Genomic DNA, 24,872 nt, shown 5'->3' on the forward strand with positions numbered 1-24,872 from the left:
CAAAATCCCCTCCCTTTTAAAATTACTTATTATAAAGTCTATTTATCCCATTAATATAAGCCTTTATACTAGCCTCAACCACATCCGTACTTTGTCCTCTACCAATAAATCTATTTCCATTTTTATCTTTCCAAAATCAATTTTGATTACGGTAAAATCTATTACTCTTATCTTAATTTATTGAGAAATATGCAAAACTTCGTACACTTTTGAATTTTCTACTTCTTTAGGAGCATCTTCAAAAAAATAATACTCTGTCTGTTTCCAATTTTCAGGGTTATATACTAATGCTTTTCCAACAATTTTATCATCTGATATAGAAAATTCCATTCTTTTCATTTTTTCCATCGGTTTTGTTTCGTTCTCTATTTCCAATAAATATTTTGCTTTAGAAAAGTTTTCATTAAACTCTTGCAACAATGGTATTCCAATATTTATAGTCTGCCAGCCAAAAGAATTTAAAATATTATCATAGAAACCATCAAATATGAATTTATTCATTCCTTTGTTATCTTTCCAAAAGTATAATGGCGAATATTCTTTATTTTCCTCAGAGATTAGATAGGCTTTAAAAAATAAATCTTCAAATCCATCTGTTTTAAATCCATTTTCTTGCACTCTTTTTCTAATATTGTTCATATCAAAATCATTTGGAAGTTTTACTTTATACTGCATCATTATCATATCTTTTATCCTCCAATATTTTCTATTTAATTACTATATAATCTATTTATTCCATTAATATAAGCCTTTATACTTGCTTCAACTACATCTGTACTTTGTCCTCTACCAATAAATCTGTTTCCATTTTTCTCGATAATCACAACTACTTGTGCCTGTGCATCCGTATCTCCTGTAATCGCTTCCAATTTATATTCTTCTAAAACAAAAGTGTCGCTCACTGCTAAGTTTACTGCATTGTAAGCTGCATCAACTGGCCCATCTCCCAGAGCTTCTTTAACCAATTTTTCTCCATCCAAGTCGATTGTAACTGTAGCTTTTGGTTTTTTACCTTCCTGTCTTGAAATTTCAAAGTGAGTAAGTTTTATTCTTCCTTCAATTTTTGCCGCATCTCCAGCGACTAATGCGATAATATCTTCATCTAAAACATATTTTTTCTTGTCTGCCAATTTTTTAAACTGTGCAAATAATTCTTCCACTCTGTCACTTCCGACATGATTAAATCCTAGCGATTCTAATTTTTGTACAAAAGCGTGTTTTCCTGAATGTTTTCCAAGTACTAAGCTGTCTGGATTTCTTCCAACAGATTCTGGACTCATAATTTCGTAAGTTTCAGGATTTGCTAAAACTCCGTGTTGATGAATTCCTGATTCGTGTGCAAAGGCATTTGCTCCAACGATTGCTTTATTTGGCTGTGTTGAAACTCCTGTCAAAAGGCTTACTAATTTACTTGTTGGGTAAATTTGCTTTGAATCAATGTTTGTGTAATATTCTTCAAACAAGTCTTTTCTCGTTTTCAAAATCATTGCAATCTCTTCAAGTGAAGTATTCCCAGCTCTTTCTCCCAGTCCATTAATTGTACACTCAATCTGAGTTGCTCCAGCTTGAATCGCCGCAACCGAATTTGCCACAGAAAGTCCTAAGTCATCATGGCAATGCACAGAAATATCCACATTTTCGATTCCTTTTACATTTTTTCTCAAATAAGTTATAAGTTCAAACATTTCATTTGGAGTTCTGTAACCCACAGTATCAGGCACATTAAGTGTAGTCGCTCCAGCTTTTATAGCTGTTTCATACACTTCCACCAAAAATTCCTTTTCAGTTCTAGTCGCATCTTCCGAAGAAAATTCAACATCATCAACAAATGATTTTGCAAGTTCCACCATTTCTTTTACTCTTTCAAGAATTTGCTCTTTTGTCATTTTCAACTTAAATTCCCTGTGAATAGGCGAAGTCGCAATAAACGTATGAATTCTAGGCTTTGCCGCACCTTCTAAAGCTTTTCCCGCTGCCTCAATATCCTTTCTCACAGCTCTTGATAAACTACAAACTGTCGAATTCTTTACATTTTCCGAAATCATCTTAACCGCTTCAAAATCCCCAGGCGATGCCACAGCAAACCCAGCTTCAATTATATCCACTCCAAGACTCTCAAGCTGTTTTGCAATTCTCAATTTTTCCTGTGCGTTAAGATTAACTCTTGGTGTCTGTTCTCCATCTCTTAGTGTTGTATCAAATATTTTAATATGTTTTTTCATTGTCTTCTCCTTATAGATAATACTTTTCATTTTATTTTTATTTTATGGAATAAATCGCCGCCTCTTCTGCATGAATAACCGCTGTATCAAACAATGGAACATCAGTATCCTCATTTTTTATAAGAAGCCCTATTTCAGTACATCCTAGTATTATACCCTCTGCCCCTTTACTTCTAAGTTTATCAACAATTTCTAAAAATTTCTTTTTTGAATTAGAATTGATAGTTCCAAGACAAAGTTCATCATATATTACTTTATTTATGATTTCTATATCATTTTTATCAGGAATTATGACATTTATCTCTTTTTCAATAAGTTTCGATTTATAAAAATCCTGTTCCATCGTATATTTTGTTCCAAGCAATGCTATATTTTTTAATCCTTTTTCTAATATCTTTTCTGCTGTCATTTCGGCGATATGCAATATTGGAATGGAGATTTTTTCTTTAATCTGGTTAATAACTTTGTGCATTGTATTTGTGCAAATAACTATAAAGTCTGCTCCTGCTTTTTCAAGATTATTAGCAGCCTCTCCCAAGATTTCTCCACTTTTTTCCCAGTTGCCGTTTGCCTGACATTCTTCTATTTCCTGGAAATCCACACTATACAATACACATTTAGCAGAATGAAGTCCTCCTAATTTTTCTTTAATAACTTCATTTATTATTTTATAATAAGTTACTGTGCTTTCCCAGCTCATTCCTCCTATTAGTCCTATTGTTTTCAATTTCATCTTCCTCTCCTCTCAAAATAAAAATAACTATTCCTTCACAGCCTCAAATCTCAATCTTACATAATCGGCTATAATTTGTCCATTTTCATTTTTTTCAAGTTCTTTTTCTACTTTTTCAGCTATTTCATCAATCAATTTTTCGTGCATCTCTTTCGGAATATTCACAAAAGCAGGCGCAGAAAAGGTTTGCAGCCATCCTTTTATCCCAGTTGGAAGTAAAGTTGGACGAGAAAAACTTATCATTTTTTTCACTTTTAAGCCATATTTTTTTAATAATTCTGTTTCTTCTTTTTCTGTTGGAAAAAACCAGCATTTTACAGCTTTAAAATTATGTTTTTGGGTAACTTCAAACATTGCATTTTCTATTTTTTCCACATTTCCTTTACAGCCCATTTCGACCACAAAGCGTCCACCTTTTTTCAGTGCCTTTGACACACCTTCCAAAACTTTATTTGAATCTGTCATCCAATGAAGTGCCGCATTGGAAAAAATCGCATCAAATTCATTTTCAAAATTCATATTCTGTGCATCGCCTTGTATTGCGTGAACTCCTAATTTTCTAGTCGCTTCAACAAATTTCTGACTTCCATCTAGTCCCAAAACTTTGCACCCATATTTTGAAATTTCCTTAGTCAATACACCATCTCCACAGCCTAAATCCAAAATATATTCATCCTTTTTCGGATTCAGCCATTCAATCAGTTCCTTCCCATAATCAGAAACAAACCGTGCATTTTTCTCATACTTTTCCTTTTCCCAATGCTGACTTACACTCATTTTTTGTACCTTCTTTCTGTACTATTCCTATTTTATTTTCAACAAGAATTTTTACTTTAGCAAAAAATTTCTATTTTCCTAATATTTAAGCTCAAAACTTATTTCAAAATTTCTAAAATTTTATAATTTTTCTCCACGGCTCATTGCTACAACTCCAGTTTTTGCGATTTCCAAAATTCCGTAATTGTGCATTATTTCCACAAATCCACGCAATTTTTTCACATCCCCTGTAAGTTCGATAACTAACGAAGTTGGCGACACATCTAGCACTTTTCCTCTGTAAATATCAGCAACTTGAACAATTTGTGCCCTAGTTTCTGGAGCAGATTTCACTTTTATCAACATCAATTCTCTTCTTATGACATTTTCAACCGGGAATACTTTTACTTTTACAACATCCACAATTTTATAAACTTGCTTTTGAATCTGATTTAATGTCTTGTCATCTCCGTCAACTGTCAAAGTCAATCTGGCATAACCAGGCTTATTTGTAACTCCTGCCGTCATTTTTAAAACCGAATATCCCCTTCTGTTGAATAAAGACATTATTCTTGACACAATTCCATCGGTATTTTTCGCAATTATTAAAATTTCATGCTCTCTATTCATTTTCTAACTCACCTTTCTTTCCGATCATTTGACTTACAGTTTTTCCAGCTGGAATCATTGGAAATACGTTTTCTTCTTTTTCAACAACACATTCGATTAACACACCTTCATCAGATAATATCAAATCTTTTAATTTTGCTCTCAAATCTTCTTTATTTGTCAATTTCACATTTTTAATTCCATAAGCATCCGCAATTTTTATAAAATCTGGATTTACTTCTAAATTAACAAACGAGTATCTTCTATCCTTAAATAATTCTTGCCATTGTCTAACCATTCCCAAGTAAGAATTGTTTAAAATAACAACTTTTACTGGCAAGTTGTACTGTTTAATCATCATTAATTCTTGCACTGTCATCTGAAAACCACCATCGCCAACAATTAACACAACTTTTTTATCAGGTGCTCCAATTTGCGCTCCAATTGCTGCAGGAAGTCCGAATCCCATTGTACCAGCTCCTCCTGAAGTTACGATTGAATCAGGATTTTGGTAGGTAAAGTATTGAGCAGCCCACATTTGATGCTGACCAACATCGGTTACTATAATTGCGTCCCCTTTCAAAATATCGTCAATCGCTTGTAAAACTTCTTGCGGGAGCAATTTATCCTCTCCAACTTTTCTGTGCCCCAATGGATATTCTTTTTTCCACTCAATAACTTTTTCAACCCATTCTCTATGAGTTTGTGGCTCAACTGCCTGATTAATTTCAGATAACACTTGTTTTAAGTCCCCAACGATTGGCACATCAGCTCTTTTATTTTTATCAATTTCCGCTGGATCAATATCAATGTGAATTACTTTCGCATTTTCAATAAATTTATTAGGATTTCCAGCAATTCTGTCGTCGAATCTGACTCCGGCGGCAATTACTAAATCTGCTTCATCAGTCGCATAATTTGCAGGCACAGTTCCATGCATTCCAAGCATTCCAAGCGACAACTCATGTGAACCAGGAAACGCTCCCAATCCGAGCAATGTCATAGCCACAGGTGTCTGTGTCTTTTCGGCATATTCAAACAGTTCTTTCGACGCTTTCGATTTTAAAACTCCTGCTCCTGCAATTATTAATGGTTTTTTTGCTTCTTTTATCAATTTTATAGCTCTTTTTATTTGAACTGGATGCCCTTCATAAGTTGGTGAATATCCTTCCAGCTCAATTTTTTCCTCAAATAATCTTTCAAATTCAGCATATGGAATTTTGTGAACTTGAATGTCATTTGGAATGTCAATAAGAACTGGTCCCGGTCTTCCTGTTGTTGCGATATAATAAGCTTCTTTTACAATTCTTGGTATTTCTTTTACATTCTGAACAAGATAATTACTCTTCGTAATCGGCATTGTAATCCCTACTGTATCAGTTTCCTGAAAAGCATCTCTTCCCAATAAATTTGATCTAACTTGTCCGGTTATCGCTATCATTGGCACAGAATCCATATGTGCTGTCATTATCCCAGTTACTAAGTTCGTCGCACCAGGCCCTGAAGTTGCAAGACAAACTCCCACTTTTCCAGAAACTCTCGCATAACCATCTGCCGCATGAGATAATCCTTGTTCATGTCTTGCAAAATAGTAATTTATTTTATCATAACTATATATTTCATCAAATATAGGAATTATCGCTCCTCCAGGATACCCAAAAATATCCGTTATTCCTAATCTGTGTAACGATTCCAATAACATTCTTCCACCGTTAATCATTTTAGTTTCACTCATTTTTTAAACCACCTTTTCTTAATTTTTTGTTTTTAATCATCTATTATCGCTTGAGAATTCAATCTTTTTATTCTATATCCTCTTTTCTTAAACTCTTCTGTTATTTTATTTATATGCTCTTCTCCATTAGTTTCAACCGTAACTTGTAATTCAACCTCGTGAAATCTGTCCAGATTTTTGAACTGATTATGTTCCAGTCTTATTACATTTGCATTTTGCTTTGACAGAATTTGCGACACAGCCACCAATTGCCCTGGTTTATCAGGCAAATCTACTGCAAATGTAAAAATTCTTCCTCTGGCTATCAGTCCTTTATTAATCATAGATGAAATAGTTAATACATCTATATTACCACCACTTATTATTGAAATTATTTTTTTGCCTTTGACATTTAATTTTTTTAATCCTGCCACCGACAAAATTCCTGAATTTTCTGCAACAATTTTATGTTTTTCAACCAAAATTAAAAACGCCGCCATCAACTCATAATCAGATACAGTAACTATGTCATCTACATATTTTTCGATGTAATCAAATGTAATTTCACCAATTTTTTTCACAGCCGTTCCATCTGCAATTGTATTTGCTTCAGCCAATTCAACTACATGCTTATTTTTTCTAGCTTCTAGTGCGCTTGCTGCACCTTCTGGCTCAACACCAATTATTTTTATTAGTGGATTTTTCAATTTTGCAGCCGAAGCAATCCCTGAAATCAGTCCTCCACCACCAATTGGCACCAAAATTATATCCGCATCAGGCAACTCATCCAAAACTTCCAGAGCAATCGTCCCTTGCCCTTCAATCACATCTTCGTCATCAAATGGATGTACAAAAGTATACCCTTCTTTTTCCTGCAATCTTTTTGCATACTCGTAAGCCTCGTCATAAACTTCCCCAGTCAAAATCACATCCGCACCGTATCTTTTAGTCGCCTCAACCTTAATAAGTGGCGTATGTTTAGGCATAACAATTACAGCCTTTATTCCCAATTTTTGAGCAGCTAATGCCACTCCTTGCGCGTGATTTCCCGCCGATGCTGCAATTACCCCTCTTTTTTTCTCTTCTTCCGTCAATTTTGCAATTTTATTATAAGCACCTCTTATTTTGAATGCTCCTGTTCTTTGCAAGTTTTCTGGTTTGATATAAACATCATTTCCAGTTTCATTGGAAAAAATGTTGCTATAAATTAATTTAGTTTTAGTAATCACAGTATTTAACCTTTCCCTTGCTTCCATAAAATCATATAGTTTATGCAATTTTTTCACCTTCTTAAAAATTTTTATTTTTTAATTTTTTATCTAAAAATTCTATTATTATCTTTATAATTTCAGGCTGAAACCAATATTCATCGGAATGACCTGCTCCCTTTATCACGTATCTCGTTGACTCTATCCCTCTTTCAATCAATGCCTTATGAAGTTTTTCCGTTTGAACTGGAGGAACTAACGTGTCTTTATCTCCATGCATTAATAGAAATGGTGGAGTTTTGGATGAAATATGTGGTATAGGATTTGTTATTTCTATATTGTTTCTTACGTCGTCTAACCAAAATTTTACTGATAAAAATGTTGCTCTATAACCTTCCTCAACATCATCAGGAATTTCAAAATCCGCTTCTTCTCCAAATTCTGTTACGCCATAAATATCAATAACCGCCTTTATATCGCTATTTTCAGATAAATTTTCCCCTTTGTCAAAATCCCTAGTTCCATTTGTCGCACCAGCCATTGCCACTAGATAACCTCCAGCCGATTCGCCCATTATAGCTATTCTTTCCTTATCTATGCCATACTCATCAGCATTTGCCTTCAAAAATCTTACTGCCGCCTTCACATCTTCCACGCTTTGTGAAAACACTCCATCAGGAATAGTTCTATATTCTATACTCGCAACCACATAACCCGCCTTTGCAATTTCCAATCTTTGCTGCAAATAGTTTTCCTTGTAGCTATGTGCAAATGAACCACCTGGAACAAATAGAACTGCTGGATATTTCTCAGCCTTATACGGTTTCAAAATATCCATTTCCAATTTAATTTTTTTCCCAAAATAGCTGACTGGCTGAGAATAAGTAATATTTACCATTGATTTTATCTTTTCCTGTGTCAGCTCAATATTTAAAATTTTACTTTCACAATCATTTTCCATTTCAACATTTCTCCTTCGTAAAACACACATTAATCCAATATTTCAATAGCTCCTCTATCCGCAGAAGACACGTGCATAGCATATTTTTTTAAATATCCTTTAACTTGAAGTTTAAATGGTTCCAATTTAGCTTTTCTCGCTTCAATTTCTTCATCTGAAATTTTAATATTTATTGTTCTGTTTGGAATATCAATTTCAACAGTATCTCCATCTTGAATTATCGCAATATTTCCACCCGAAGCTGCTTCTGGCGAAACGTGTCCAATCGAAGCACCTCTTGTCGCTCCTGAAAATCTTCCATCAGTAATTAAAGCAACATCTTTATCCAATCCCATTCCAGCAATCATAGCTGTTGGCGATAACATTTCTCTCATTCCAGGTCCACCTTTTGGTCCTTCATATCTGATAACCACAACATCTCCTGCTACAATTTTTCCACCTGTAATAGCTTCGACAGCTTCTTCTTCACTGTTAAATACTTTCGCTGGTCCTGTATGCTGTAGCATTTCTGGATCTACCGCTCCTTCTTTAACAACGCATCCATCTGGTGCCAAGTTTCCTTTTAATACAGCGATTCCTCCAGTCTTATACGCTGGTTTATCCCAAGGTTTTATTACATCTTCATCATTGATGAATGCATCTTTTGCCAATTCTCCTTGTGTTTGCAATGCTACAGTTTTTGCATCTCCATGTAATCTTTCATTTTCAAGTAATCTCTTCATAACTCCAGTAACTCCACCCGCTCTATACAAGTCTTCAATAAAGTATTCTCCAGATGGCGATAATTTACAAATTTGACGAGTTTTTTGCGCAATTTCATTAAAGTCACTTAAAGTCAAGTCAATTCCAGCTTCATGAGCAATCGCAGGTAAATGCAGAGCTGTATTAGAAGATCCTCCAAGTGCCATATCCACTGCAACTGCATTTTCAAACGCTTCTCTTGTCAAAATATCGCTTGGTCTTAAATCTTTTTTTAAAACTTCCATAATTTGTATTCCTGCTTTTTTAGCAAGTCTTGCTCTTTCTGAAAATACTGCTGGAACAGTTCCGTTTCCAGGAAGTCCCATTCCAAGTGCTTCTGTCAAACAATTCATAGTATTTGCCGTATACATTCCAGAACATGATCCACAAGTAGGACAAGCCATTTCTTCGACTGAATTTAACTCTCTTTTAGTAATTTGCCCAGTATTGTAAGCTCCAACCGCTTCAAATACATTACTAAGTCCAATTTTCTTACCTTTATAAACTCCCGCAAGCATTGCTCCTCCACTTACAAATATTGAAGGAATATTCAATCTTGCCGCCGCAATCAACATTCCAGGCACTACTTTATCACAGCTTGGCATAAATACAATCGCATCAAACGGAGTAGCCATAGTAACCGCCTCAATCGAATCTGCAATTATATTTCTTGTAACCAACGAATATTTCATCCCAATATGATTCATCGCAAGTCCATCACAAATCCCAATAGTATTAAATTCCATCGGAACTCCTCCAGCCATTCTAATTCCATCTTTCACCGATTGCACCAAGTTTTTCAAATGAACATGTCCTGGTATAATTTCATTAAATGAGTTTGCAATCCCAATTATTGGTTTTTCCATTTCTTCACTTATAAAGCCTAATCCTTTTAACAACGATCTATGTGGCGCTCTTGCTGCACCTTCTGTTAAATTGTTACTTCTTTTTTTCCCTTGCATTGATTTTCACTCTCCTAGTTTTGTTTCTTTGTTTTGTTTCTTTTAAAATCATAGATTTTCCATTTTGTCTATTTTACCACATTTTTTATATTTTTTTTATCTTTTTTTAAACTAAAAAGGCAGCTCTAAAGAGAACTACCTTAAAAGTCTAGTATTCACAAACATTTACAAAATTTCAAATCTAAATAATTTCATTTCTGAATTGAATTAAATTATTATTGTTTAATCCTATATCCCATTACAGAGTTTTTATGAAAATTATTATAAGAAACTTTCAAGGCACAATATTCTACATTTTGTACAACTTTAATTTCAAAAATTTCTAAAACCAGTAATAATGATAAGACTAGAATCAATAATAACATAATTTTCCTCCAATTTATTAAATTTATTAAAATTTTAACAGAAACTATTTTATTTATTTCACACAGCTATTATAACAAACTTCACATACTTTGTAAAATATATAATATATATTTAACTATTACTCTCATATATATTTTAATATACAAAAAAAACTACCAAATTAATGGTAGTTCAAAAATTTACTATTTTTGATTTGCTACTATGTTTATTTCAACTCTTCTATTTTGCTGTCTTCCAGCCGCTGTTGTATTAGTTGCGACAGGATTTCTGCTTCCATAGCCTGTGGAAGTGATTCTCGAATTAGAAACACCATCTTCCTGTAATAAATTTGCCACCGCATTTGCCCTGTTTACTGATAATGGGTCATTTATTGCGTCATTTCCTGTATTGTCAGTATGTCCTGAAACTATTATTTTTGAATCAGGATAAGCTTTCAAAGTATCCGCAATTGATCTTACTGTCCCTTTAAACTGCGATTTCACAATATAGCTGTTTGTATCAAAAGTTATATTTTCAGGAGCGACTAATTTTATTTCACCTTCTCCGGTTCTCACGACTTTTACTCCTGTTCCACTCAATTTTTCTTTCAATTCCTTTTCCTGTCTGTCAAAAATGTTTCCAATTACTGCACCAACTGCTGCCCCTCCAGCTGTCCCAATAAGTGTCCCTTTTGTATCCTTTCCAATAGCTTGTCCAATTACAGCTCCTGCCGCTGCACCAATTCCTGTTCCAATTCCTGTTTTACTAATTTTTCTAGTTCCATCAGCCGCTGTTGTACATGAAACTGCTGATAATACTAATAACATAATGATTGCCAATATTTTTTTCATATTCCTTCCTCCTTGAAAGTTTTATATGTTTTAATAAATTATACAACATTTTTACTTTTATTTCGGTTAATTTAAAATTTGAAAATGCTTTTTCAAATAAGAAAATCCATTTTTGCTACAAGACATTGTTAAACATGATAATATTTTGTAATCAAAAATAAATTATTAAGAAAAGTAAAAAAATTAGTTAGTTCACAAAATTATTAAATTGTGATAGAATTAATTGATAGAAATAAAATAAGTGGAGAAATATTTATGAATCAAGATGAAAAATTATTTTTTCGATTTGATGTTCTAAAATTTGTTGCGATTATTATGGTTATTTTTATTCACATTGTATGCAGGAAATTGTATGAGATTGAAAATGGGATTTCTTACGAATGGATTGTTTCTAATGTGATTGACAGTTTTTGCAGGAGCTGTGTGCCAATTTTTGTTATGGTCAGTGGATTTTTTTTACTCGGAAAAGATGAAGAAATAACGTTTTTTTTTAAAAAGCGATTTTTGAAGATTATTCCAAAATTTTTGATTTATTCGGTAATTTTTTATCTTTTTACGATAATTTTTCAAAGTAATAATTTTAAAAGTGCTCTATTTTTTAAAAAAAGTTTTTATGTAAATTTTGTAAAACAGTTGTTAAATGGCAAAATTTACTATCATTTATGGTACGTTTATATGATAATTTCAATTTATCTTGTAACACCAATTTTACGAAAAATTATTTTGTGGGATAAAGAAAAAAAATTTAAAAATACAAAATATTTGATATTTATTTGGGGATTTTTTTGGATTTTTATACCGTTTTTGGATACGTTCTTGAAACTGAATACAAATGCTTATAATCAAATCGGACAATATATTGGGTACTTTTTACTTGGATATTTAATTGGGAATAAAAAAATTGAGATTTTTAAAAATAAAAAGGTAAATATGATTTTATTTTTTATATTTAATTTTCTAATTATTTATTTTACTTATATTTTTTCAAAAAAAGACAGTAAACTGTTTGACCATTTTTACAATTATCACTCGATATTTGTATTTGTAGTATCAGTTATGCTTTTTGAATTTATTATAAATTTCGAAGTAAAAAAGAAGCCAAAAAATAAAAATTTGAAATTGAAAAAATTTGTGAAAGCTGTGTCGACTGCGACATTTGATATTTATCTGATGCATCCTATTTTTGTGTATTTTTGTGAAAATTATTTTAAAAACAAAATGGGTTATGGAAAATACATAGCTGTTTCTTTTTTTATTGTATTTTTGGGAGCATTTTTTGTGAGTTTGATTTTTTATTACGTGAAAAAATTATTGGAAAGGAGTATAAAATGGCAGTAAGTGGTGTTAGGAAAAATTATTTGGGATTATTTTGGATACTTACAGTAGTCGTTTATTTAATTGGACTTATTATAATAAATAGAGGGCTTGGCTTTAGGAATGTAGGAATATTTGGAGTTGCACTGATTGCATATTATGTTGGAAATATTTATAATATTGCGGTTGGACGGTACAAACTTAGAGATATGGCAGTTGTTTGTATCGTTAACTTTATTTTTGCCATAGTAGCTAATTTTCTTAAAATATTTACGTTCTATGAAGCAATAGTTTTGTTTGGAATAATTGCGATGTTTCAAATAGTTTTTAGATATATTATCATCGTGGGAGTTGTTGAAAAGCAAAGAATTATGTTTGTTGGAGAAAATGATTACACGAAAGATTTGCTAGTCGGCATAAAAAAAGATGAGCAATATCGATTTATAGAACATTACAAAAATGTTGAAAAAAAGGATTATGGATATGATATTTTAAAAATATGTGATTTAAAAAAAGTAGATATAATCGTAGATTTTTCAGAAAATTTACTTGTAAATCCTAAAATTGTGGACAAACTTTTGAAAAATAAATTAAAAGGGCTTCAGTACTACAATTATCTGGAATTTTATGAAATGTATGAAAGTAAACTTCCTGTTTCACATCTAAGTCCGAAGTGGTTTTTGGAAAATACGGGATTTGAAATTTATCATAACAATTTTAATTTGAAAGTTAAAAGGATACTGGATATTATTTTTGCATTATTAATAGGGTTTTGTGTAATTCCAATTATGATTATTGCAGCAATCATTATAAAGCTGGAATCAAAAGGACCGATATTTTTTATTCAGGAAAGAATTGGCGAAGGAAATAAGCCTTTTAAAATTATAAAATTCCGTTCGATGACAACAGATGCGGAAAAAGACGGACCAAAATGGGCGACAAAAAATGACAACCGTGTTACAAAATTTGGTAAATTTATGCGACTTACGAGAGTGGACGAGTTGCCACAGCTATGGAACGTCATAAAAGGAGAAATGAGTTTTGTTGGACCTAGACCTGAACGTGAATTTTTCATAAAACAATTAGAAAAAGAGATAATGTATTATAATTTGAGACACACTGTAAAACCGGGATTAACAGGTTGGGCACAAGTGATGTATCCATACGGAGCAAGTATCGAAGACGCTTACAGAAAGCTTCAATACGATTTATATTATATAAAAAATCATGACATTTTGTTCGATTTGAAAATTTTATTAAAAACTGTAACAATTGTTATTTTTGGTAAAGGAAGATAGTAAAAAAAGAGATTTTTTATTTTAGTTCTTTTATTCAATTCATAACTTTTTAAAATTATTTTTCTATTTTTTTAGCAAATAATTTTATATAAATTGTTATTAATCATAAAAAAATCTCCTCTATAAGAATAAGCTATGAAAGAAAGGTAAAAAAAAAAGAATTTATTTCAAAATTATTGAAAGAACAAATATAATTTTAATAAAAAAATAAAAAAAACATTTTTAAATTAAAGGATTTGTAATGTCACAGATACTATAATTATTAAGCAAAATAAGTCTTATAAAAAATTCTCTCAATTATTTTAATTTAAAATTAATGTTTATCTGTAATATAATCACTATAAAAATGCTTGTTGATAATTATGGACTATATTAAAATATACCTTGTTTACGTATTATAAATATATTAAAATTAATTATAATTTAATAATATATTTTTTTAGAAAAGGAGAACGATGAAAATGGCAGAAGAATATATTGGAAATGAGGTATTTTATTTTAAGGATATATCAAGTCTTGATACATTTAATCAGACGATTGGGGAAAGATTTTGTATAAACGAAAATAAAACTTTTGATAGGGATATGATTAAGATACAGATAAAAGATTTGATTTTTGGAGTATGTTTTTTGAAGGATGAAAAGCGAAATGGAGATGTGTTGGTAATAAGGACAGACAAGATGATAGATTGTGGAAAAATTGAAATATTTGAGGAAGTAAAAAATTTTTATTCAGATTTATATTTTCTAATTTTTTATTCAAATGAAAAAGCAAAATATGAAAATTTTGAAAAACTTTTGGGAAAAATTGGGAATGATATGTTAAAAAAAAGTATTCAAAAAATTAGAAGTGAAAAAAATGTGATTTGAAACTTTGATAAAATTTAAAATTTAAGTTAAACAAAAAAGACTATTTCAAACTTTTCGAGATAGCCTTTTTTTATTAATTCAACTGAAATTTTTTATGCCACTTTTTTCTTTAATAATCCTAGCAGCACTGCTGATATAATTGCACCAACTACAACTGCAAATAAATACAAGAAAAATCCGTTTCCACCATTTGCAGTCTTACTTAATCCCATTACTAAAATTCCTCCATGAGGTGCTGGTATTTTAACTCTAAATAATCCAATTAAAGCTCCTGCCACTGCTGAACCTACAATACTTGCGGGTATTACTCTTGTAGGATCTGCTGCCGCATAAGGAATTGCACCTTCTGTAATGAATGAGAATCCCATAATGTAATTTGTAAGTCCTGCTTCTCTTTCTTGTGCAGTAAATTTATCTTTAAACAATGTAGATGCCAATGCAATCGCTATTGGTGGAACCATTCCTCCAGCCATAACTGCCGCCATTGAGAAAGTTCCTCCCGAAGTCATTGTTGCCGCTGTCAATGTTCCTGTTCCAAATACATAAGCCACTTTATTTATAGGTCCACCCATGTCTACTGACATCATTCCGCCTAATATTGCTCCTAATAATATTGCACTTGCTCCTTGCATTGAAGATAATCCGTTATTTAACCAAACATTTATAAAAGTAGCTATCGGATTAACGACTACCCACATTATTGTCCCTGTTATTAATACTGATAATACTGGGTACAATAAAATCATCTTTAAACCATTTAACGATCTTGGCAATCCTGACAATACTTTTACTAAAATTTTAACTACTACACCCGCTAAAAATCCACCGATTAATGCACCAATAAATCCTGAAACTGGACCATCTTTTACTATTGGCTGAGTTGCTAAGAATCCTGCAACAAGTCCTGGAGTTAACGCAGCTCTTTCACTCATACTAAGCGCTATGTATCCACCTAAAATTGGCAAGAACAATCCAAATGCCGCTTTTCCAACTGTCATCAACAATTTCGCCATTGCATTTGTTGTACCAAAATTAGATCCTGCATTCGCATGGCCTGTCAACGTATCAACCAAAAACGCCAATGCAATCAAAATTCCTCCACTTATTACCAACGGCAACATATAAGAAACTCCACTTAATAAGTGTTTGTAAAGTCCTTTTTTTTCATTTGAAGCCTCTTCACCTGAAGAAGCTTTTGAAGAACCACTTGCATGGAAAATAGGTGCTTTTCCATCTAAGACTTGTTGAATCAAGGCTTTTGCGTTATTAATTCCTTCTTTTGCTTCCACTTGAATTAACGGTTTTCCATCAAATCTATCCACTTCAATATTTCTATTTATCGCTAAAATAACACCTTTTGCTTTCTTGATGTCATCGCTTGTCAAAACATCTTTTCTACCGTCTGCTCCATTTGTTTCTACTTTTATTTTTACTCCCATTTCTTCAGCTGCTTTTTTTAAGGCTGCCGCTGCCATGTATGTATGAGCAATTCCTGTTGGGCAAGCTGTCGCTGCAATGATATAAGGTTCATCTCCCGAATTTTCAGAAACTTTTATTTGTTTTGCTTCTTCTTTAACTTCTTCTTTTTTTTCGGATTCTTCAGGGAATTTTTCAGCTTCAGTTTTATTTATAATATCTAAAACTGCATCTGCTGTTGGAGCTTTTTCCAAAGCTTCTTTAAAATCATCATCCAATAATAACTGTGAAAGTCTAGCTAATGTCTCGATGTGAGTATTATTTGCCCCGTCTGGCGCTGCAATCATAAAAAACAATGTTGCTGGTTCTCCATCCAATGAATCGTAGTCAATTCCACTCATTTTTCTTCCCATCGCAAGAGCTGGTTGTTTTACAAATTCTGTCTTTGCATGAGGAATAGCAATTCCTTCTCCAATTCCTGTTGAACTTTGTTCTTCTCTTGCTTCAAGCGCTTTTACATATCCGTCGTAATCATTTAAAACACCTGTTTTTTCGTGAAGTCTTGCCAGTTCTCTTATAACACTTGGTTTATCATTTGATTTTATGTCAAGATTTATTCTGTCTTTTATTAATAAATCTGATATTTTCATACTTTTCCCCTTCTTTCCAACTATAATTTTTATTTTTAAACTGTTTCTTTCAAAATTTCAATTTCACTGTATAATTTATCAACTAAATCTTTTTCAGCCATCCCGTAAGAATAAGCTGTAGCACTTCCTGAAGCAACTGCCAATTTAAATGAATCTTCTGTTGACATCCCTTTGACAAATCCTGCCACAAATCCAGCTACCATCGAGTCCCCAGCTCCAATCGAATTAATCAGTTTCCCTTTTGGAACACTAGCTTCCAGTACAAACGCTTTATTCACAAGCAAAGCTCCATCACCGCCACGGGATAAAATGACATTTTTTACTCCTCTGTCCAAGAAATATTTACATTTTTCAACGATTTCCTGTTTAGTTTCCAATTTTTCCCCAAACATATCCCTTAATTCATGAATATTTGGTTTTACAAACAAGTTGTTGTGAATATTTTCCTGTAATAAATTTCCTCTTGTATCAAGCACTATTTCTACATTTTCTTTTACATTTTCAGACAATTCTTTGTAGATTTTGCTGCTAATCGATGCGGGAATACTTCCAGATAGGACTAAAATATCTCCATCTTTTAAGTCTGATACTTTTTTTATTAATTCTTTTAATTTTTCATCTGTTATTTTAGGAGAAACACCGGTTAATTCCGTTTCTTTGTCATTTCCATTAACTTTTACATTGATTCTCGTAATGCCTTCAAGTTCTACAAATTCTGTTTGAATATTTTCTTTTTTTAAATCCTCTTTGATAAAATCTCCAACAAATCCCGCAACAAATCCAATTGCTGTCGATTTTACGTTCAAATTTTTTAATACTTTTGAAACATTAATTCCTTTTCCCCCAGCTCTGTAATTTACTTTGGTAGCAAGGTTCAAATTTTCCACTTCCAAATCATCTTTAAGATACATATCATAATCCAATGCGGGATTTAACGTCAATGTATAAATCATATCTTCCTCCTTAAATTTTATAAATTTTTAAATATTTATTTTTAAAGTTTCATTTTATATTTTATAATTCTGTTGTCTGAAATTAAAATATAAATTTCATCTTCAATTATACATATTTTTTGTATTTTGCTATCTGCGACTTTTTTTCTTATCAATATTTTAAAATTTTTATCTGTAATTATCATCGTTCCGTCAACTAGCCCAATGAAAAATTTCCCCTCGTTTTCTTCGATGTAATTAACTTTTATATCCGCTATTTTTATAGAATTATACAATTCCTTGTCCAAAATATTCCAGATTTCTATCTCGCCGTCCTGTGTTCCTGCAAAATATCTAAGTCCCACAATCTTAGAATATGTGTGGTCGTTATCGGTTCTTATTTCAAATATTTTTTTTAATTTATTTTCAAAAATATATATTGTGTTATCTTCTTTGTTTTTTTCTTTAAATTTAATTATAACATTTTCACCACTCGTAAAAATATCGTAATTGCCGCTATTTTTATTTTTGTTTATTTTTGTGAAAATTAATTCTTTTGTATCCACATCGTAGGAGAACAGCACATTACCTTCGATGTACACAATTCTGCCACTTGTTATAAAATTCATAACACTAACCACTCTGTCTGTGTCAAATACAAGTGCTTTTATTCTTTTTTTGTTTCCATCACATTTATAGACCTTCCCGCTGGAAGTTGACACAAAAAATATACTTGATACAAATAACTGATTTTTTTCTTTTATATATTTTATAATTTTGCTATTTTTTACTTTTCCGCCACTTTCTTTTTCAAATATTCCCTTTTTAAAGAAAATCAACTTTTCACCAGTTGTAATAATTCTCTTATTTACAGGTTCCACGCCAAAATCGTTAACTTTTGTCTTATAGGTAATGTCTTCTTCTAAAGTTATATTCATTTTTTTACCTTCCCGAACATCATTTTAATAAACAATATCTTCGGTTGGCCCATATCCATTTGTTTTAAATATATTAACTACATTACTGTTTACTTTAGAAAAAATTTCATTGTTATAGTACATCTTCCAGTCTCCGTCAGGTTTAGTTGTGTCTAAAATATATTTGAAAAACATAAACGTGTCATTTTGCTTAGCATCATAAATATATAATCTATATGTATAAAATTGTGGTTTATCTTTTAAATTTTTTGCCGGAATATTACTTGGAATCAATTTGGCAATATCATCTTCAAAATCTAGCAATATTTTCATAATATTTTCATAAGTTAATTCTTTTTTTTCTTTTTCATTGTACACAAGCCCAACTTCCAAATTTCCAGAACCTATGTAATATGTCAAAAAATCATTGTCAACATCGCAATAAATATTTCCCTTCAATTCTGTTTTATTTATCAACTCTATTTCTTTTCTTACATAAAAATTAGGATTTTTAATCCAATGACAAGTTCCTGAAAAAGAAAGCCCAGAAATCAGCAATGCTAACGAAATTACAAGTTTTTTCATTATAAATTCTCCTTTAACATCAAAATAAAACTTTTACTTTTTTTTTAATTTTTATATACTAATAAAAAACATTTTTATTCCTTTAATTCACAAAAAAATTTTACCATATTTTTTAATTAATTACAAGGGAAAAAATTAGTAAGCGCGAAGTAAAATATTTAGAGATAAGTAAAAACTTCTATTTCAAGTTTCTTAATTTAATCCACAAAGTTACTAAAATAATTTTTTTTTAAGCAGAAGTGCTCATCGCCGCACCCCTGCACCCCGGCAAGGCTCAAGACATTTTTATGCACTGCCAAAAAACTCGCACTAATCGTGCTCAGACAGTTTTGTCAGCACATAAAAATGCTCCGACGGTTTAAATTCTACTATTATACAAAAGGTGTCGTGATTTTTTTGGAGTAAAGACGACTGCCTGAACGAAGTGAGTTTCGGCTTTGCTTCAAAAAAATTCTTAGACGAGCGTGGGGATTATAAGGGGAAATGGCGGCCCTTTCCCCTTATGTAAAAAATAAAAAAATAATATTAAACAAAATAACATTTTGTAATCAAGAATAACTTAAAAAATTTAAAAGTAAAAAATTTACGAAAAAAATATTGATTTTTATAGAAAATAATTGTATTATTAAACAACGATTATAAAGAAGGAGAATTTTTTTATGAGGAAAAAAAAATTTTTTTTAATTATACTTATTTTTTTGTCGATATTTTCTTGTAAAAATTACGAAAAAATGGGACTTCAAACTAAAACTGCCGTTTATAATGCTGATAATGTTGACTTCTACTACGACTTAACTTACAAAAAAGATGGTGCAACACATTATGAAAGACAAATTTGGGATCAGGCTTATGATATTTTGGACAACGCTCACGACTTTTTTCTTATGGATATTTTTGTTTTTAATGACTGGGTCGGAAAAGGTGTAGAAGAAAAATTGCATCCACTTCCCATTGCAGAAGAATTTGCCCAAAAGATTCTGGAAAAAAAGAAAAGAGAACCAAATGTTGAAATTTATTTGATTCTTGATGAGAGCAACACTTTTTACGGTGCATTTGACAATCCGACTCACAAAAAATTGGAAGAAGCTGGAGTAAAAATAGGCTATGTTGATTTAGCTAAATTGCGTGACCCACTGCATTTGTACTCCACACCTTGGCGACTTTTTATAAGACCTTTTGGAAATCCTAAAAACGTTGGAAAAACCAAAAATCCCGCTTACGAGGGAACTGACCCAGTTACGGTTAGAAGTATTTTAAGAGCGTTAAATGCTAAAGCTGACCACAGAAAATTGATTATGAATGAAAATACAGCTATGTTAACTTCCGCAAATCCACATGCTGAAGGTTCAAAACATTCAAATGTGGCTTTTAAATTTTCTTCACCAATCATACAAAAGATTTATGACGCTGAAAAGCCAGTCGCAAGACTTACAAAAAAAGATGGAAGTTTAAAACAAAGATTGCCAAATAAAAAACTTGATATTCCAACTTCTCAAAATGATAAAATTAAATTACAATACTTTACTGAAGGAGCGACTGGAATTGACATTTCAAAAGAATTAAAAAAAGCGAAATTTGGCGACAAAGTTGTGATAGCGCAATTCTTTTTAGCGGACAGAAAAATTATTAATGATATAAGAAAAGCCGCTAAAAGAGGTGTAAAATTTGAAATAATCTTAAATAATTCAACGGCGGGACTCCCAAACAAAGCGTCTGCTGGTGAACTTATGAAATTTGCACGAAAGCACAATTATGACATCACAGTTAGATTTTACAACAAAGGTGAAGAGATGTATCACGTGAAAATGATGTCTATCTTTAAAAAGGATTATATGATAACTTATGGCGGTTCGACTAATTTTACAAGAAGAAACATGAGAAACTACAACTTGGAAAATGAGTTAAAAATAGTTTCAAATTACGACCAAAAAGTTTCAAAACAAATTTCAGATTACTACGACAGGCTTTGGACAAATAGAGACGGCGATTTTACTTTACCGTACGATGAAAATAAAAATGAAGGTCTCTTTAATGATTTACTTTTTAGATTTATTGAAATGAATGGAATTGGAATTTTTTAAAAAATTGTGGGGAACAAAAATCCCCCACTTTTTTAATGTTATAAAACTTTACCAAAAATAATATTTTACACATCAACCGAAACAACCTTAGTTTCCCCGATCTCCTTATTCATCGTGATTCCATAAAGCCTGTGTGAGCCTTTCATAGTTTCCTTGTTGTGAGTGATTAAGATAAACTGTGATTTATCGGTAAAATTGTGAAGTAATTCCACAATTTTTTTCGTGTTTTTCTCATCGAGAGCCGCTTCAATTTCATCAAAAAAAGTGAAAGGACTTGGTCTAAACATAAAAATTGCCATAATAAATGACACTGCAAGCATCGACTTTTCCCCACCTGATAAAAGTAAAAGCGACTGCTCCGGTTTATTTTTATATTTCACACTAAGCTCAAGCCCTGTTGTCAGAATATCTTCAGGGTTTATCAGCTTTATATTTCCCTTTGCTCCATTCAAAATATTTTCACACATATATTCAAAATTTTTGTTAATTTCTTCGTAAGCGGTTAAAAATTTTACTCTCACTTCATTTTCAATTTCTTCGATAAATTCAAGAAGAGTCTTTCTACTTTCCACCAAGTCTCTTTTCTGATTTACAAGATTTTCATATTCTTTATTTTCCCTTGCAAATTTTTCAATTGACGTCAAATCAACTTCTCCAATTTCCGAACGGCTTTTTTCATTTTTAGTAAGTTCTTTTTTTATTTCAAAATATTCTTTTTCATCGGTTATTTCAAAATATTCTTCATCTTGCATAACTTTATTTTCTTCAATTTCACCAATTTTTTCAATCTCATAATTCAAATCTTTTTCATTTTTTAAAATTTTCTCAGTCAATTTTTCACTTTCGCTTTGAAATTTTACAATTTCGACTTCCAAATTTTTTAACTCTTCCAAGATTTTACGCTCCGTCTTTTCCACTCTTTGGATTTCTTCTTCATTTTCTTTAATTTTACCTAAAATATTTTTATTTTCAGCTTCAAATCTATAAATTTCACTCTTTTTAGAAAAAATTTCGTTTTTCAATTTTCTTTCCAAAATTTCTTTTTCATTTTCAAATTTTACAATTTCTTCAATTTCATCCAAGTTTTTGCTGTAATCAATATAAATCTCGTCATATCGCTTTTTATTGCTCTCCTTTTTAACTTTTAAAATTTCATAATCTTTGTCAATGGCATTTAATTTTTGCAAAAAATCGTCCATATCTTCAATTTTAGAACTTTCAATTTTAAGTTCTTCCAATTTTAAATTATTTTGTCTAATATATTCTTCAATATTTTTTATCAATTCAATATTTTGAGAAATTTTTTTTTCTTTTTCTAAAATAAAATTTTGAATTTGGGAAATTTCGTAATCCAAAGTATCTAATGCTCTTTTTTCTTTTGAAAAGTTTACACTAAAATTGTCATAATTTTTTATAAAATTGTTGTATTCATTTTGAAATTTTTTAAAATTATTTTGCAGTTCATTTTTTCTTATGTCAATTTCTTCAGCTTCTAAAAAAATTTTTTTAGCTTTTGCATCAAATTCAGAAAAATTTTTTTCCTTTTCAAAAATTTTTCCTTCCAATTTTTTTAATTCTTTTTTTTGAAAAAGAAGTTCGTCTCTTCTCTGAGAAAATCCGCCGGTCATTCTCCCACGAGAGGTTATAATATCGCCATTAAGTGTTACAATTCTATCACTAAATCCTTTTTTTAAAACTTCAATTCCAATTTCCAAATTTTGTACAACAACAGAATTTCCATAAACGAACTGAACGACTTTTTCCAAACTTTTGTCAAATTTCACAATATTTTTTGCAAAATCAATTATTCCATTTTGACCTTTTGTACTTAGAGCAATACTTTGCTTTTCGCTTTCATTAAATTCATCTGACAATTTTTTTGTAAAATTTTTTTCGATTTTTGGAAGCAAATTAAAACTTTTTGAAACTTTTATATCATCTATTGGCAAAAACGAAGCTCTTCCCATTTTTTCATTTTTCAAAAGCTCAATACAATTTCGTGCGACGTCTGTGTCTTGAACGACAATATCTTGAAACATTCCACCTGACAAAGTTTGAATTGATTTTTCAAAACCAAAAGGGATTTCAATTAAATTTACAAATGCTCCGATAACTCCATTTATTTTTTTATTTAATATATATTTAATGCTTTTGTTAAAAGTTTCGTTGTTTTCAATCGCATTAGAAATCGCATTTTTTCTAATTTTCAAATTTTGCAGCTCAAAATTTATTTTATTTTTATTTTTAACATTTTCCGAATGTTTTTCACGTAAATTTTCAATTTTGCCTTCCAATTCAAAAATTTCTTTTTCACTTTGCAATTTTTCTTTTTCCTTTTTAGCTTTTTTTATCTCAAAATTTTCTTTTTCACGCACAATTTTTTCAAAATTTTGCTTTAATTTTTGCATTTCCACCGAATTTCTTTTTTTCTCATTTTTTGACAAAAAGATTCTTTTTTCCAAATCCTCATTTTCTCCAGCAATTTTTATTTTGTCGACTTCCAAGTTAGAATTTTTCTGAGTTCTTTCTTTTATCTCTTTTTTTATTTTTTCACTTTTATTTTTTATTTCCAAAACTTTTTTAGAGATTTCATTTTTTTCTTTTTCTTTTTTTAAAAATTCTTTTTCTAAAATTTCAAGTTCATTTTTTGAATTATCCAAAATCTTTTTTTTAGAAGAAATTTCCTCTTTTAAACTTTTTTTTCTCTTTTCTTTTTCCAAAGCTTCAATTTCCAGATTAGAACTTTTGTTCAAAATTTTTGAATATTCATCTTTAAGTTCCTCAATTTTACTAAAATTATTATTTCTTTGAGTTTTTTGCAACACCAGATTTTGTTTAATTTCAGAATTTCGGTCGCTAATTTTTTCTGATTCTTCCTTTTTTTCCACTAAATTTTTCTTCAATTTTTCCAATTCTACCAAGATTTTGTTATTTTTTTCTTCAAAATCACTTTGTAAAAATTTTTTTTCATTAATTCCGTATTCCAACATCATAAACTTCCGAGTGTCAATCTTATTAGAAATTTCTTTGTATAATTTTGCTTTTTTCTGCTCAATTTTAAGCTCTTCCACTCTTTTTGATAAACTTTTTTCCACATAGTCAATTTTCTCAATTTCATTTTTCACATTTGCAAGTTTTTTTGTAGCTTCCTCTTTTTCATTTTTTGCCTTTTTAACCCCTGCAGCTTCTTCAATTATTTCTCTAAGTTCCTTTGGTGAAGAACCAATTATCCTCTCAACTCGTCCCTGTCCGATCACAGAATAAGCCTGTTTCCCAATTCCAGTGTCCAAAAATAAATTATGAATATCTTTTAAACGAATCCTTTCATTGTTCAAAAAATACTGATTTTCCCCACTTTTAAAAATTTTTCGAGTAATTTTTACATCCGAAAAACTGGTGTCCAAATATTTGTCGTCATTATTTATGTAAAGACTCACTTCCGCCTGAGTTTTTGCCTTTTTATTCTTTCCCCCGGAAAAAATCACATCTGAACTCTCTTTTGCCCTAATATTTTTATAGCTCTGCTCCCCCAAAACCCACAAAATTGCATCCAAAATGTTACTTTTTCCACTTCCATTCGGCCCAACAATTGACGTTATTCCACTGTCAAATTCAATTACTGTTTTATTTGCAAACGACTTAAAGCCGTTTATTTCCAGTGCTTTTAAATACATCATTTTTCCTTTCAAAAATTTTATTTGTTATAAA

19 protein-coding genes and 1 pseudogene are annotated in these 24,872 nt (G+C 30.9%); 4 read left to right on the forward strand and 16 right to left on the reverse strand.

The genetic code is table 11. The features are described 5' to 3' along the window. Positions 1-22 precede the first annotated feature (22 nt). From AXF11_RS11070 to AXF11_RS02210, 11 genes and pseudogenes are all read right to left on the reverse strand, one after another. A pseudogene (locus tag AXF11_RS11070) lies at positions 23-127 on the reverse strand (alpha-isopropylmalate synthase regulatory domain-containing protein); the annotation flags it as partial. Positions 128-177: 50 nt separating this feature from the next. Further along, positions 178-684 carry a DUF4865 family protein gene (locus tag AXF11_RS02165; protein ID WP_068154514.1) on the reverse strand — a complete coding sequence of 169 codons (507 nt, stop codon included), beginning with the start codon at positions 682-684 and terminating at the stop codon, positions 178-180. 26 nt (positions 685-710) lie between these two features. Then, a complete protein-coding gene (locus AXF11_RS02170; RefSeq protein ID WP_068154516.1) occupies positions 711-2,222 on the reverse strand; it encodes a 2-isopropylmalate synthase in 1,512 nt (503 codons plus the stop codon). Positions 2,223-2,259: 37 nt separating this feature from the next. Next, on the reverse strand, positions 2,260-2,949 hold the full coding sequence (locus tag AXF11_RS02175; protein WP_197416857.1) for an aspartate/glutamate racemase family protein: 690 nt from the start codon (positions 2,947-2,949) through the stop codon (positions 2,260-2,262). 33 nt (positions 2,950-2,982) lie between these two features. Further along, the gene (locus AXF11_RS02180; protein ID WP_068154520.1) at positions 2,983-3,732 is read right to left on the reverse strand and encodes a class I SAM-dependent methyltransferase; all 750 of its coding nucleotides are present in this window, start codon (positions 3,730-3,732) and stop codon (positions 2,983-2,985) included. Between the two features lie 120 nt (positions 3,733-3,852). After that, the gene (gene ilvN, locus AXF11_RS02185; protein ID WP_018498824.1) at positions 3,853-4,341 is read right to left on the reverse strand and encodes an acetolactate synthase small subunit; all 489 of its coding nucleotides are present in this window, start codon (positions 4,339-4,341) and stop codon (positions 3,853-3,855) included. Then, positions 4,334-6,055, reverse strand: coding sequence for a biosynthetic-type acetolactate synthase large subunit (gene ilvB / locus AXF11_RS02190; protein WP_068154522.1), 1,722 nt, complete (start codon positions 6,053-6,055; stop codon positions 4,334-4,336). Before ilvB ends, ilvN begins: the two co-directional genes overlap by 8 nt. A 32-nt stretch (positions 6,056-6,087) precedes the next feature. Next, positions 6,088-7,311: a threonine ammonia-lyase gene (ilvA, locus tag AXF11_RS02195; RefSeq protein WP_068154524.1), complete on the reverse strand. Its 1,224-nt coding sequence runs from the start codon at positions 7,309-7,311 to the stop codon at positions 6,088-6,090. A 13-nt stretch (positions 7,312-7,324) separates the two neighbouring features. Next, the gene (locus tag AXF11_RS02200; RefSeq protein ID WP_068154526.1) at positions 7,325-8,203 is read right to left on the reverse strand and encodes an alpha/beta hydrolase; all 879 of its coding nucleotides are present in this window, start codon (positions 8,201-8,203) and stop codon (positions 7,325-7,327) included. 29 nt (positions 8,204-8,232) lie between these two features. Then, on the reverse strand, positions 8,233-9,906 hold the full coding sequence (ilvD, locus tag AXF11_RS02205; RefSeq protein ID WP_068154528.1) for a dihydroxy-acid dehydratase: 1,674 nt from the start codon (positions 9,904-9,906) through the stop codon (positions 8,233-8,235). A gap of 548 nt (positions 9,907-10,454) precedes the next feature. Next, complete coding sequence (locus AXF11_RS02210) at positions 10,455-11,102, reverse strand: OmpA family protein (RefSeq protein ID WP_068154530.1); 648 nt, start codon at positions 11,100-11,102, stop codon at positions 10,455-10,457. Between the two features lie 255 nt (positions 11,103-11,357). On the opposite strand from AXF11_RS02210, the gene AXF11_RS02215 reads away from it, so the two are divergent. The 3 genes from AXF11_RS02215 to AXF11_RS02225 all read left to right on the forward strand — a co-directional run bounded on the left by AXF11_RS02215 (position 11,358) and on the right by AXF11_RS02225 (position 14,583). Continuing rightward, positions 11,358-12,440 (forward strand): acyltransferase, encoded by a 1,083-nt coding sequence (locus AXF11_RS02215; RefSeq protein WP_068154533.1) that lies wholly within the window; start codon positions 11,358-11,360, stop codon positions 12,438-12,440. Further along, positions 12,431-13,714, forward strand: a complete 1,284-nt coding sequence (locus AXF11_RS02220) for an exopolysaccharide biosynthesis polyprenyl glycosylphosphotransferase (RefSeq protein ID WP_068154534.1) — start codon at positions 12,431-12,433, stop codon at positions 13,712-13,714. The genes AXF11_RS02215 and AXF11_RS02220 overlap by 10 nt, the downstream gene beginning before the upstream one ends. 461 nt (positions 13,715-14,175) lie before the next feature. After that, entirely contained in the window at positions 14,176-14,583 is a 408-nt protein-coding gene (locus AXF11_RS02225; RefSeq protein WP_156440364.1) for a hypothetical protein, read from the forward strand. Between the two features lie 92 nt (positions 14,584-14,675). Here the strand turns inward: AXF11_RS02225 and AXF11_RS02230 are convergent, their stop codons facing one another. Genes AXF11_RS02230 through AXF11_RS02245 form a run of 4 tightly spaced genes read right to left on the reverse strand, consistent with a single transcriptional unit; the run spans position 14,676 to position 19,083 of the window. Further along, entirely contained in the window at positions 14,676-16,649 is a 1,974-nt protein-coding gene (locus tag AXF11_RS02230) for a PTS fructose transporter subunit IIABC (protein ID WP_068154538.1), read from the reverse strand. A 35-nt stretch (positions 16,650-16,684) separates the two neighbouring features. Then, the gene (gene pfkB, locus AXF11_RS02235) at positions 16,685-17,602 is read right to left on the reverse strand and encodes a 1-phosphofructokinase (protein WP_068154540.1); all 918 of its coding nucleotides are present in this window, start codon (positions 17,600-17,602) and stop codon (positions 16,685-16,687) included. A gap of 41 nt (positions 17,603-17,643) precedes the next feature. Then, the gene (locus tag AXF11_RS02240; RefSeq protein ID WP_068154542.1) at positions 17,644-18,519 is read right to left on the reverse strand and encodes a hypothetical protein; all 876 of its coding nucleotides are present in this window, start codon (positions 18,517-18,519) and stop codon (positions 17,644-17,646) included. Positions 18,520-18,543: 24 nt separating this feature from the next. Next, on the reverse strand, positions 18,544-19,083 hold the full coding sequence (locus AXF11_RS02245) for a hypothetical protein (protein WP_068154545.1): 540 nt from the start codon (positions 19,081-19,083) through the stop codon (positions 18,544-18,546). Between the two features lie 659 nt (positions 19,084-19,742). Here AXF11_RS02245 and AXF11_RS02250 point away from each other — a divergent pair. Further along, entirely contained in the window at positions 19,743-21,164 is a 1,422-nt protein-coding gene (locus tag AXF11_RS02250) for a phospholipase D-like domain-containing protein (protein ID WP_068154547.1), read from the forward strand. Between the two features lie 65 nt (positions 21,165-21,229). Here the strand turns inward: AXF11_RS02250 and smc are convergent, their stop codons facing one another. Then, the gene (gene smc, locus AXF11_RS02255; protein ID WP_068154548.1) at positions 21,230-24,838 is read right to left on the reverse strand and encodes a chromosome segregation protein SMC; all 3,609 of its coding nucleotides are present in this window, start codon (positions 24,836-24,838) and stop codon (positions 21,230-21,232) included. Between the last annotated feature and the right edge of the window lie 34 nt (positions 24,839-24,872).

Source organism: Leptotrichia sp. oral taxon 847, from assembly GCF_001553645.1.
GTDB lineage: Bacteria > Fusobacteriota > Fusobacteriia > Fusobacteriales > Leptotrichiaceae > Leptotrichia.